Below are 13,507 nucleotides of genomic sequence, written 5' to 3'. Positions count from 1 at the left end.
TACTCTTGAGCATCATTTTACATTTGTATTATCATAAAAATCAAAACGATGAATACAAAAAAAGTATGGTTAGTCACAGGAGCTTCAAAAGGTTTGGGCTTATCACTAGTGAAAAAATTATTAAAAGAAGGATTTAGGGTAATTGCCACCTCTCGGAATAAACACGCTTTGATCCAAGAGCTTGGTGATGTATCGGATTTATTTTTACCAATAGAAGTAAACTTATCCGACAACGAGGATGTAAAAAATGCAGTTGCAACGAGTATGACTCATTTTGGAAAGCTAGATGTTATCGTTAACAATGCAGGTTTTGGACAAATAGGCACTTTAGAAGAATTAACGGACGAAGAAGCGAGAAGCAGTTTTGACATCAATGTCTTCGGCTCCTTAAATATCATTAGAAACGCGATGCCTTATTTACGCCAACATAAATCGGGACATATTTTTAATATTGCTTCGATAGGTGGTTTTTCGGGGGGATTTGCAGGTTGGGGAATTTATTGTGCCACTAAATTTGCTGTTGCGGGTTTAACAGAAAGTCTAGCTGAAGAAGTAAAAGGATTTGGAATAAAGGCAACGGTCGTATATCCAGGATATTTTCGCACCGATTTTCTAGCTAAAGGATCTGTCCAGACTCCGCAGCATACGATAGCAGCATACGAAGCCGCCCGTCAATCTGAACAAGCACACTTGAACGATATTGATGGCCATCAGCCCAATGATCCTGATAAAGCAGCCGATGCATTAATCGCCATAAGCAAATCAGAAAATCCACCCGTACATTTGTTTTTGGGAAGCGATGCGTATGATATTGTTTATAAAAAGATAGATATTCTCACCAATGATGTAGAGCAATGGAAAAGTTATACCCTATCAACGGCACTATAATGACATTATTTTTTCACAAATAAAGCATAGAGCCTCAAACAGGCTTTTAAAACACCAAGTGTCTTCTATCATATGACAGAAGACACTTGGTGTTTATAATTGCTCCATTTATTTATTTTCACTCCCTAACATCTTGGTCCATAGCGCTGGATAGTCCGTCTGAATAATCTTAATATAAGGATACTCCTTTAGAAACAGTTCGTAAACACGATTACCCTGCCTAAGCGCTTGCTTATCGATATCACCCAAACTATTCATCCATAAGATGACACCCTGATCTTTAAGCTTTTTCAAGTGTTCAACGTTTTCGAAAGATGCATCGATATGCACCACAGAGGTCAACTTTGACTTCAGTATGGCATTCAAATCTTTCCTATTTCTTGCTCGTGGAAAAAGGGTGATCGTAGGATGAAGCGAATAAACGTGTTTCATATCTTGGTGATCATAGAGAAAAAACAAGACTTCGTCAACCATATTTTCTGCAGCAATCAGGTCAAAAGCGTTTGCTATATATTTTTTATTCTCTTCCTTAAAATCGATATCGACGATAATTTTACCCTTACAGATACGAAGTACTTCCTGCAAAGTAGGCACCTGATATGGAGAAGCAGAACCATGAGGTGTCTCGCGCAAATAAAGCTTCTGAATATCAGCATAAGTTAGATTACTGACCGTTCCTTTCCCTGTAGTGGTACGATCCACTGTTGCATCATGCATCACGAGTAGCACGCCGTCTTTTGTACTTCTGACATCAATCTCAACGATAGAAACCCCTAAAGATATAGCCTCCAATATCGCTGGAATAGAATTTTCAGGATACTGTGTATGCACCCCTCGATGTGCCGCAATATGGATGTCCTTTTTGCCCAACTCTGCTAACAATCGCACAGACTGTGCATAGACCATTGAAAACAACAAACATGATGCGATCAAAAATATACGAATAGCATGTTCCATTTTATTTCTTAGATAATTCAAATGAGTCAAACAGCTGCCCATTGAGTTTATAACTTGAAAAATAAAGCTTTTCGTCAGTCACCCGAATAACTTGGTAGAGCTGTGTCTGCGCACCTGACACTTCCATCCAACGTTCCGAATCAGAACCATACATCTTTGGTCCTGCTACTGAAAGGAGATATACCGGACGAACTTGACCAGCTGTTCCTCTTGCATAGGTATGATCATGTCCCTGCAAAACCAGATCGACGCCATACTTTTCGAAAATAGGTCTAAAACGTTCACGAAGAATCGTGTTATCTCTATTCTTTGCTGTTGAATAAACCGGATGATGCATCACAACAATATTCCATTTAGCTTTTGAGGATGCCAGAACATCCGCTAACCATTGTTCTTGTTTTTGAGCAGCAATAGAATCCAACATGATTAATTGTGAATTTAATGAGATCATGCGCACATCTTGATAATCTAGGTAATACACCGCATCCTGCATATCCGCAGGTCCATTTTTAGGAAGATGAAATTGCATTTTCCAGTGCGGATCTAAGACCAGCTGCCCCAAAGAGTCCCTGCGGTATTCATGATTGCCCGGTGTGGGTACAGCAGGTATCATCTGATGGATAAATCCTGCTCCTTCATGCCATTCACCCCATTCGCTATCGTTATTGGAACGGTTTATCAGATCGCCAGCATGAACAATAAAACGTGCATTAGGCTCCTGTTGAAAAGCTTTACGAATGGAACGGGACCATTTCGAACGTAAATCATTCTGTGCATCGCCCAGGTAAATAAATGAAAAACCACCCTTTAGATCTGCCGTACGAAACTGATTCCACGCACTCCAATTCTCCCCATCGCCTACACGATAAGCATATACTGTCCCCGCTTTCAATCGCGCAAACGTAACTTGTCCATAGCTATCTAGTTGGCTACTGCCCTCTATTTTTAACTGACTCTTGATCCCTGTCACTGTTTGTGCGCTCTGCTCCAGATCGGGTCCGCTTTGCTCCTCAACCACCTGTCCTATGATTTTATTGGAACTGCTATTTATCCTCCAGGTCACGGATTGTGTCGTAGCAGGATTATCGGACCAAGTCAGGACCATACGGTCAGGATAGGCACCTTGGTTCTGAATTTGCGCCGTACTTATGCGTGTGAGACAGCACAAGCTCAATAATACCATTACATTTTTTATATTCATGATCATCTTTATTAGTTTTTTCTATGTTTTACCAAGGTTTATTAGTTCCCTGCAAAAGCCAGGACTTAGACCATGCACTATTTTCATTATCTGCTTGGGAGTATGCTGTCTTTTCGATACGTGCTAAAGCTTCTGCAGCATTCTTTTGATTGACACTCATTTCATTCTGCATATAGGGTATCCTTAGGGGTAGTTGTGAACGGCTAGCTGCAGGACCTGCCTTTAGCAACGGAAGCCCTGTCCTTCTATAGTCAAACCAAGCTTGAGATGCAGTAGTCCAATTCGAAATCCATTTCTGTTCCATGATCTGTGCCAATGTATTATCAAAAGCAACCCCAGGCTGTTGAATATAGGCACTATAATCATTTTCTACGCCCCAACTTTTAAGCGAATTGCGCACCCCTTGTTCATAGTATGCCTTAGCAGAACCTGCTAAGGTCCATCCTTTCTTGGCAGCTTCTGCCAATATAAAATTCACCTCAGATGCAGCAAGTAAACGAGCCTTCAGCATCCCACCTTTAGCGGCTTTATAACGATCATTCAGATAAGAGACATGTGGATTGATCGAAGTCTGCCCCGGGCTAGGATTGAGATTATAAGCTGATGGGTTTTTAGAAACACTAGGTGGCAATCCTACGTATTCGACATCTACATCTACAGCAATACCTTTGACTACATCTGGAGAAACAATACGTTTACCATTTACAATTTTATCCGTTCCATTTGGCTCTGTCGAGCGAATTTCAATTGGAATCTCTACTTTTTTCGCCCATACAGCGATACGCGGGTCATGAAGCTCTTGTAAACGGTCGACAAGTGTTGCACACATTTTCATTCTTCGGAAGTTACTTCCACTGGCATCAAAAACGGTATTGGAGGGCCAGGAATCTGCTGCATTATTTCCCATAAAATCCATCAACACATCATCCTCCGCAGATGTAATTAATGGAAAATCTGTCGGACTTGCGACCATCTCTTCTATTCCTTTTCTGGCATACGAACTTTCTTTCTCAGCGATACGCATATAATATCGAAGCGCCAGCGAGTTGGCAAAGCGACGCCATTTGGACACATTCCCTCCAAAATAGATATCTGCGCTTGCCAAAACATCATAGCGGCCATTAGGTTTTGAAAACAAGGCGTTTGCCTGTTTCAGTTCTTCAATTATGCCCTTATAGATCACGTCCTGTCGATCAAACTTGGGAAAATTGTACTGCACCCCTCCCATTTCGGCTTTGAGCGCATCGGTATATGGAGCATCACCCCATAGATCGGTGATCAGTCCAAAGAGGTAAGCACGCATGACCAGCGAAACTCCTTGATGAAAGTCTAGTCCTAATTCTTCTGCACGGCGACGCATCAACTCGTTATCACGTAGATAGCCGTAATAAGCATCCCAGCTTAAGATTCCACCGGTCCATTTATAATCATTGTGTGCATCAAACCAGGCATCCAATTGCGTGTACTGCACGACCCCTCCAAGATCTGTAAAACTGAGTTCATTATATTTACTAGCTGTACCAGCAAGTATAGTCGGCAACAGCAGGTTAGGATTTGCCTGCTCCTCACTTACACCATTGGGATTGATGTTGATTTCAGTAAGATCTTTACAGCCCGATATCTGTAAACTGAGCGTCAATGCCAATAGGGCTATTTTTATAGTTTTAAAATGATTGTTCATCGTTATAGCTTTTTATTAAAAAGTGATATTAACTTTAAATCCGATCGGCATTGCCCAGGGAGTCACGTTATACCTCTCGATACCCTGCTTAAATCCAATTCCTGTATCCGACTGAAAAGCCATTTCAGGATCAACACCGACATTGGCTTTTGTCCATAAAATAAGATTACGCGTATAAACACCCACACTTCCGCCATTTATTCCCATACGGGTCAACCATTTCCCTTTCAAGTCATAGCTAAAAGACAACTCTCTCAACTTAATAAATGAAGCGTCAAATGTTGCCGCATTCATAAAATCCCAAGGGTAATTATCAGAATAAGCTATATATTTTGTACCCTCACCTCCGAGATTTTCTTTATATCCCGTGATATTTCCCTTGGCATCGTATTCCGCAATGACACCTGGGTTGAACACCCCAAAATTTCCGACCGTTCCGCCTACATTTATTGGATAACCACCATACTCATCACCAGGTCCGCCAACAATAGGATAACGATTACCCTGCACACGCACCAGATCATTTTCAATCAAATAGTTACGTAAAGATTCCCCCGTCAATCCATTCGGATTGATCAACTGATCTAAAAATCGCTGTGTAGTGAGGTTCGATTCAAAATATCGGTAAGTCTGGGACATAAACTTACCACCAAAACGCATATCGGCAGCGATGTTCATGGTCCACTTTTTATAGCGTAGGGAAGACTGGATACCCATACTGAAATCAGGATTAAAATTACCGATCTTATTGCGGCTATTATTAATACGGACGGCCTGCCAAGAACCATTTTTATCCAATATAGGATAACCATTGTAAGGCGATGATGGATCTTCAACAGTCACGAGTTTAGAATCATACAGATCGCCGATCTCTTCCCCAACGTAAGTACGTGCTCCACCACGTCCATCTGTCCAGAACGTGTGAAATTCAACACCTTCTGAAAGTTCCTGAATACGCGTTCGGTTACGGTGCCAATTAACACCTAGATCCCAGGTCCAGTTTTCTTTTTCAATAGGACGTCCAGACAATGCCAGCTCTATCCCCTTACTGCTCAGTAGACCGGCATTAATATTTCTCGAACTAAAACCACTGGAACTCGGTAGTGCGGTAGAGATGATTTGATTTTTATTGTCCAATGTATAGTAGGTTCCTTCAAATTTCAATCTGTTTTTCCAGAAGCCAATATCTGTACCCACCTCATAGGAGGTAGCCTGTTCGGGTTTCAGGTCAGGTATTAAGAGGTTTCCAGAACGTGTGAGGCGCAACACATCTCCCCAACTCCCCGGATTGCTCAATACATTAAATAGATTATAACTTCCAGTATCATTTCCTACACGCGCAATACCGCCCCGTAATTTGAATAAACTGACTTCTTTTGGTAACATCAAGATGCGGTCTGCCAATAAGCTCAACGAAGCGGAAGGATAAAAATAAGAACGGTTGGCAGCCGGCAGCGTACTCGACCAATCATTTCGTCCAGTAAGGTCCAGATATACCATATCCCGATAACTTAAGTTAACCAATCCGTATACGCTATTTACCGCACGCTCAGATAGTATACTCGCAAAATCCAGATTCAACGGACTGATATTGGAAAGCGTATATAAACCGGGAGTGGTTAGACCAGCTCCAAGCTTGGAAGTATTTTGAACAGAAGTTGCCTTTGAATAGCGCAGATTGCCACCTAGTGAACCCGTACCTTGAAAATCGCCTATCTTTTTATTGTAGGTGGTCAGAAAATCGATATTCTGTTCCAGATTCATCAAATTGACAATACCATAAGCACCTCTTGGTTCTTTGGTATAGCTGTACGGAATCTTGGTTTCCCGATTCTCCCAGTAAATATCTGTCGCATACCTGATCATCGCACTCCAATCTTTACGGATATTCCAATCTAAGCGCAGGTTTCCGAATACCCGATCACGTACGAAACCATTGTTGACGCCATACGCAAGAAAATAGGGGTTATTAAAATTTCCTACAGACTGGGAGCGTTGCTGTATCCCTTCCTGTCCAGGCATCCAATAATCTTTCAAATCCAAGATATTAATATGCGGGGCAACTTCATATGCCGCCTGTAGCGGGTTTGTACCACGATTGGTAGCTGGGCGGTTGTTAGCATTATTACGGCTTGCATCCAGAGACATACCTAATGAAAGATTATCGCGCAAACGCATCGTTGCATTGATATTCAACGTATTTCTAAACAAATCAGCATGAGGTACAATACCCCTATTGTTCATATTGGAATAAGAAAACCGATAATCAAGTCGTTCACTGCGATTAGCCAATGAAATCCCGTTGGTACTCGTTATGCCGGTCTGGACAAAATTCTTGATATTATTGGGGTAAGACTTTAATTCCGTCGGAATCGGATTTCCATCCGCATTCATTGGACTATTCCATTGAATGGCCTGATATCCTTTATCCAATGCAGGTCCTACCATGTAACTGGACTCTTCCTCTATTTTAAGGTCGCCATTGATATCTCCGGGTTTCCAGGGCATAGTGCCACTTGCAAATTTATTGTGCAAGTCGATATAGCGATATGGAATATCAAAAACGGTATTGCTCGTCACGTTTATGGTCATTTTCTCGGCATTTTTACCGCTTTTAGTGGTGATCAAAACCACACCGTTGCCAGCTCTAGATCCGTACAGCGCAGCAGCACTGGGGCCTTTTAAGATGGAGATATTTTCGATATCCTCTGGATTGATATTGGATATCGCATTACCATAATCGACTTTGTTATCATCACCAATTTGACCGATGTTATTGAGCTTGTTCATGAGCGGTACCCCATCAACGACAAATAAAGGCTGATTGTCGGTACTTAAGGATGAAGCACCCCGAATCACCATGCTCACTGAAGAACCGGTTGGGCCAGTCGCACTAACAGACACGCCGGGAACCTTTCCGGCCATAGCAACCATAAAATTATCATTGTTCACCCGATTGAGATCTTCTCCCTTTATCGTACCTACGGCATAACCCAACGAACGGTCCTGCCGTTTGATTCCCAAGGCAGTAACGACCACTTCACCAATTTCATTTTTGTTTTCTTCTAAAACAACTTCCTGAACGCCAGAAGTATTAGCATCCACCTTTACGGCGCTTATTTCTTTGGTCCCATAAGATATATGGGTAACCAAAATCGTATAAATGCCCGCAGGAACTTTCAGTTGCGCATCACCTTGAGCATTGGTCAATATGCTTTGACCGTTGGCTACTATTTTAATAGAAGCTCCTGCAATAGGCTTATCGGCATTATCGTTGACATGAAATCGCACATTAAAAGTTTGCTGTGCTTGTTCAGCCACTAAAACCACTCCACCGTTTACTTTTTTTGACTGGATATGAGTATTTCTCAAAATATAGCGCAGTACCTCTTCAAAACTAGCATTTTGAAAGGCGCGCTCTTTTATAACAACTTTCTCTAATTGCAACGCTTTTTTATCGTAACCGATGCCAAAACCAGTTTGCTCCGATAACAGCAATAAGGCCTGAGAGGCATTTCCTGCTTTTAGATGGATATTGATTCCATGTGATTTCACTTGACTACTATGGACATTTACGGATGCAGTAGTAGCTTTCAAAATGGGTACATATGAGCTGAAAGCTAATGCAGCGGCAACTGTGCTGAGCTTCGTAATTTTATACATATATTTGCATTAATGTTTATATTAACATGAACTAAGGGTGCTCACTGGTTGATTTTGCGGTTTGCCAGATGAGCACTTTACTATGGAAAAACTTCCCCGTTTCCCATTCTTTTACTTTTTATAAGTTTATTGATGTAGTATTATATCATTGCCTTCCCTCCTAAATTTAATTTGGTGAATATTACAGATCATATGAAGCAGCTGATCGACCGATTTGACGTGGGGTAAAAGCAGCGAATAGCTAAAATTGGCAGTATCTAAACCGTCACTGCGTAAGATCAAGCCATACCGATTGTAAATCAGTTCCTGTAGTTTCTGAAAATTAGCTCCAGAGATTAAAATACCTCCACGTGTCCAGATATTGGCGTAATCTGGATTAGTATCATACCGTTTATAGCTTCCAAGATCTTTTTCATATTGCAAACTCTGACCTGCTAATAGCACGTGTACCGAGGCGTTTAATTTGTTAGCAACGCGTACACGTCCCGTTTTAACATCTATGGTGATGTTTTTTGATTTTTCTGAGTGATTTACATTAAAAGAAGTACCGAGCACATCGATGGTCAATGCTGCCGTTTCGATTGAAAATGGATGTAAAGTATCGCGTTGCACCTCAAAAAAGGCCTCTCCTTTTTCCAGATAAATTTTTCGGTTTTTCAGATACCCCTGCTCATGATATCGAATCCGGGTATTTCCATTCAGCGTGATGTTAGAATGATCTGGAAGTAGTAATTCCCGTTGTTCACCAGGATAGGTCGACAGCTCTTTTAAAGAAATTGAAGCAGCAGTATTCCCTTGAATAATTCGTGGTAAATTTTGGTAGATGAACAAACCCGAAGCACCTAATATCAACATCGAAGCTGCGACGGAAATCCAACGCAATCGTACGATACGAATCTGTTTTTTAGCAGCTTGTATGGCTGGAGGAAATGCAGCAAATATCGCCTGCTTTACTTCCGATTTATGCTGCCGATCTCTAAAAATATCTTCTTGATCAGAAGACACTTCATCATACCAACTATCTACGTTCTTTTTTTCCTCCTCAGACAGCTTGCCATCGAGATAACGTTGTATGATATTTTTAAACTGTTGTACCTTCACTTGTATCCTATTGTTTTACTTATTACAGGTGAAGAGGCTCAAAGTACTTTAATAAACTATTTTCTTTATGTTAAGAAATGATGAAATAGATAAGCACTCGCTAAAACTAAAAAGATATCATCATGGTCAGCAAAACGCTTTGTCAGATCCTGTTTCAGTATTTTCTTTGCCTCAGACAGATGATTTTTTACCGTCTGCTCGGCAATATTGAGTTTTTGAGCAATCTGCTGGATCGAATAATTGTCATTTCTCAAAAGATATACCTCCTGCATTGTTTTGGGCAACCTCGATACAGCAAGATCTACTATATTTTCTAAGCCTTGATACTGTGCTGTTGTATGATCGTTTAAAAAAGTAAATTTGTCCATACGGTATAACATCTTTTCCATATGGTTTTCTCGTACTTTTTCAGTCGCATAGTGATTTAGAATCTTATTCTTGATTGCCTTAAAAAAATAAGGTTTTAACGATTCGTAATCTTCCTTAAGCAGGTGGCGTTTTTCCCAGATCTGAATAAATACTTCCTGAACGATATCTTTCGAAATTGCTTCATCCTGCACATGCCGATAAGCCAGTATATATAGCTCTGCCCAATAAGTATCAAAGAAAAAAGTAAATGCACGCGGATCTCCGTTCTTGAATCGAGATAAATAAAGGATTTCCTTCTTAATTTGGGTAGACATGACCCGACAAAGATAGCTTGAGGATATTACGCTAATATTAATTAATCATCAACCTTGTTATTCATTCAGATCGTATTTAAGGGTCGATAAAAAGATCGTATTATTCGTATTTATTAAGGTACTGCTAAGATACTACTGGAGACGATTACTATGGCAGCTTAATCAAAATTTACGGCTCGAAACCCTTATACCCATTATTGTACAATCTAAACTTCAAGTTCAGTTTTGTCCGTGTCAATACTTTTTTACATCCAAAATGTGAAATGAATTTATAGATTTGCTTATACAAAACGTTCCAACTTTTATGGTACAGATATTCAAAACAAATGTAACAAACAAAATTGAATCAGAACTTCAATCTGTCATTCTATCCAAAGAAAATCCAGGCTATAAAATCAATTTCGATCTTGATGACTGTGACAATATCTTGAGGATCAAAAATGTAGTAATTGCCAATAACAGCAGCAGCATCTGCCTTGAAAAACTAGGTCATACTTGCGAAGCCTTAAATTAGAGGAGTATAAAAATATGATCGTCAGCAACGAAAGGAATTAAGATGATGCTATTATTCATTTAATAATACCGTATAAGCCAAAAACTATTGATGGAACAGCCAACACCTCAACGAGTAAAAGAAATATTTGATCCATTTTACAAAGCGGATATCAACCTTTGGACAGCATTTGCAAAATATCTGCATGTTCGCACATTTAAAAAAAATGAATTAATTAAGGATTACCACAAACAAGAAAAATATATTAACATTTTAATCCGTGGTTCAGTTGCTCACTTTGTTTTGGCAGATGAAAAAGACGTATGCATTAACCTTTATTACGAAGAACAATTATTCAGTGACTATCTCTCATTTCTGACCCAGTCTCCAACTGTTATAAAAACACAAGCTTTAGAAGAATCACACGTATGGTCGATCAGCTACAACGATCTCCATGCATTATACACCAGATCCAGCACAGGGTTACTTATTGGTAAAGCCATTTCTGATGCCATGTTTATCAGGAAGCAATCTGAGCAAATAAATCTACTTACACGATCTCCTACATAAAGGTATTTGAAGTTAATACAAGATCGTCCAGAAGTTTTTCAGAGAACGCCTCTAAAAATCATCTGTTCCTATCTAGGCATTGCTGCAGAAAGTTTAAGTAGAATTAGAAAAAAGAACATATAATGTACTTTCTTAACTTTCGTCAAGTTTTTAACGAAATCATCTTTCTATTTTTGGGTACTAAACAAAGCCTTTAAACATGAAAAATAAAGTTAATTATCTTGCTATTCTGACGTTTTTTATCATCGCAATTGCCCTTCGCTATCTGACCAATAAAACTGATTTATTAAGCAATCTACCAAGCGGTTTCATTAAAATTATCCTGCAAGGTATATCGCCAACTATTGCTGCAATAACGGTATTTGCCGTATTTAAAATAAAACCGATTCTGACATTAAAGGGAAACTATGGTCATATACTTACCCCATTTCTTTTATATTGGACATTACCTATTGTACTGATTCTAGGTGTCGAGTATGGTACTAAAGGAACAATATCATTTGAAGCCATTACCGCAATTTTAATCTATGGTCTCTTAGAAGAGATCGGATGGAGAGGTTTTTTGCAGCAACAGCTTAAGCCATTACCGGAGATTTTAAATATTTTCATAGTAGCCATATTGTGGTTCGTTTGGCACTTAAACTTTGATTTCACAAGCTCAAATCTATTATTTTTTGTGATTTTAATTCTTGGAAGTTGGGGGATCGGAAAAGTTGCCAATCAGACATATTCTCTATTGGCAGTATCTGCGTTTCACTCCCTTAATAACTTTTTTCCAGACATGAACACTATTAAAGTCTTATTAATACTTTGCTTGATATCAATTTGGGTAATTGCGCTAATCATTAGAAAAAAACAGCAAAATAAAGAAAAAGCTATTGGTGTAGGATATAACTAAGTCCTATTGTAAAATATATCAACATTAAAGTAAAATCAATTGGGAAAGCTTTGATTTATTAAAATTTAAAGCAGAGCATCCTGATTCATAATCCGAAATATCAAAGGAGATAGATACGGGGTATCTCCTTTATTGATTTTAACCTATTACAATAGAACCTTATTTCATTTTTGACTTTATTTTGCCCAACAATCAGCTCGTCACATACCTCACGAGCGTCCCGACTACAGCCATCAAAGCAGTTTGTATCAAATCTCCAAAAGAAAAGCTCGCATAGAGGGAACAAAGTGCCCCACCTAATCTTTTTCCAAAATGTGTTAATCAAAGCCTTAAGCTTGTCCAAAGCTTGTACTCACTCCATGATCTTTCTCCTCATCTCTGAGGTCTATAGAAAGAAACTATCAATTGACATAACAAACATACTACACAACAAAACAATCATCAATAGTTAAAAGAAGAATGACCGACTTGAAACCGATCGGCATCATGTTATTGACCTACATCCGACCGAACAAGGCAAAAGAAAGCAAAAAAATGGATGTTAGTATAGATCGTTCCATCACAATCGGCAGTCAACACCATACTAACTCCTACCTATTGCCCAGCTCGCTTCGAGTCGGCTTCGAGTGCGCTTCGAGTCGGCTTCGACTTTTCATGCTGTTGTATCGAAGGAGCCTCGAAGCCCAGTCGAAGCGCACTAAAGAAAAGGTAGAAGTTGGTCAGAAGAAAGTCAGAAGAAGAGTAGGAAAACGGTAGAAAAAAGTAGCTTCTATCCAATAATTAGGGCTCAAATACCCAAATTATTGGGTATAAATTCACAAAATATAGGGCTACAAATCCCAAAAAATAACAAAAAATGCTATTGAACTTTGTTATAGCAGGTCGGATGAAATCGGTCAAAGTCATCTTAAGTAAAAGAATAATAAACGTCCAAGGCAAAAATTTCTTTCGATCTGTCCAATAAAAACAAGGTTATGAAACAACACAAGAAAAAATTTGCATTCTTCCTCATTAGCAGTTACGAGGACACTATACAGCGAAGCCTCCAGGTTGGGAGGCTTCGCAGCACAGCAGTTCTGCGTGTGCATATTTTATGAAAGGTTATATGAATATACACATAATCAACTAATTAACAAAATAAAATAACCAAATTAAAAAATTCAAAACAATTCCTAGTACAACTGTTATGATAATATTATAGAATAACACTACAGTAATTTCTGCAGAGGAGTTGATGTTAAGTCTTAACAAAAAAAGACTTAAACGGTGATAGCGGTGATCATAAACGATCGTGGGTTTCTTTGCCCGAGAGTTCGTCAATATTGACGCTGAAGTCTATAACAGCGTCTGCCCGGTGGCTATGGGTATTTTG

At 39.4% G+C, this 13,507-nt stretch carries 10 protein-coding genes; 4 read left to right on the top strand and 6 right to left on the bottom strand.

Annotated elements, in window-relative coordinates:
- The first annotated feature begins 48 nt into the window (after positions 1-48).
- On the top strand, positions 49-888 hold the full coding sequence (locus MUB18_RS13460; protein ID WP_248753425.1) for an SDR family NAD(P)-dependent oxidoreductase: 840 nt from the start codon (positions 49-51) through the stop codon (positions 886-888).
- Positions 889-996: 108 nt separating this feature from the next.
- Here the strand turns inward: MUB18_RS13460 and MUB18_RS13455 are convergent, their stop codons facing one another.
- From MUB18_RS13455 to MUB18_RS13430, 6 genes are all read right to left on the bottom strand, one after another.
- Positions 997-1,845 carry a glycerophosphodiester phosphodiesterase family protein gene (locus MUB18_RS13455; protein WP_248753424.1) on the bottom strand — a complete coding sequence of 283 codons (849 nt, stop codon included), beginning with the start codon at positions 1,843-1,845 and terminating at the stop codon, positions 997-999.
- 1 nt (position 1,846) lies between these two features.
- Positions 1,847-3,046: a purple acid phosphatase family protein gene (locus MUB18_RS13450; protein ID WP_248753423.1), complete on the bottom strand. Its 1,200-nt coding sequence runs from the start codon at positions 3,044-3,046 to the stop codon at positions 1,847-1,849.
- Positions 3,047-3,074: 28 nt separating this feature from the next.
- A complete protein-coding gene (locus tag MUB18_RS13445) occupies positions 3,075-4,727 on the bottom strand; it encodes a SusD/RagB family nutrient-binding outer membrane lipoprotein (RefSeq protein ID WP_248753422.1) in 1,653 nt (550 codons plus the stop codon).
- Between the two features lie 15 nt (positions 4,728-4,742).
- Positions 4,743-8,390, bottom strand: coding sequence for a SusC/RagA family TonB-linked outer membrane protein (locus tag MUB18_RS13440; protein ID WP_248753421.1), 3,648 nt, complete (start codon positions 8,388-8,390; stop codon positions 4,743-4,745).
- 126 nt (positions 8,391-8,516) lie between these two features.
- Positions 8,517-9,491, bottom strand: a complete 975-nt coding sequence (locus MUB18_RS13435) for a FecR family protein (protein WP_248753420.1) — start codon at positions 9,489-9,491, stop codon at positions 8,517-8,519.
- Positions 9,492-9,556: 65 nt separating this feature from the next.
- Complete coding sequence (locus MUB18_RS13430) at positions 9,557-10,174, bottom strand: RNA polymerase sigma factor (protein WP_248753419.1); 618 nt, start codon at positions 10,172-10,174, stop codon at positions 9,557-9,559.
- Positions 10,175-10,478: 304 nt separating this feature from the next.
- Between MUB18_RS13430 and MUB18_RS13425 the strand changes: the two genes are divergently transcribed.
- From MUB18_RS13425 to MUB18_RS13415, 3 genes are all read left to right on the top strand, one after another.
- A complete protein-coding gene (locus MUB18_RS13425; protein WP_248753418.1) occupies positions 10,479-10,688 on the top strand; it encodes a hypothetical protein in 210 nt (69 codons plus the stop codon).
- A 90-nt stretch (positions 10,689-10,778) separates the two neighbouring features.
- The gene (locus tag MUB18_RS13420) at positions 10,779-11,237 is read left to right on the top strand and encodes a cyclic nucleotide-binding domain-containing protein (RefSeq protein ID WP_248753417.1); all 459 of its coding nucleotides are present in this window, start codon (positions 10,779-10,781) and stop codon (positions 11,235-11,237) included.
- A gap of 199 nt (positions 11,238-11,436) precedes the next feature.
- A complete protein-coding gene (locus MUB18_RS13415; RefSeq protein WP_248753416.1) occupies positions 11,437-12,135 on the top strand; it encodes a CPBP family intramembrane glutamic endopeptidase in 699 nt (232 codons plus the stop codon).
- The last annotated feature ends 1,372 nt before the right edge of the window (positions 12,136-13,507 follow it).

Source organism: Sphingobacterium sp. PCS056 (genome assembly GCF_023273895.1).
Lineage (GTDB): Bacteria > Bacteroidota > Bacteroidia > Sphingobacteriales > Sphingobacteriaceae > Sphingobacterium.
This window is presented reverse-complemented; position numbering and strand designations above follow the sequence as displayed.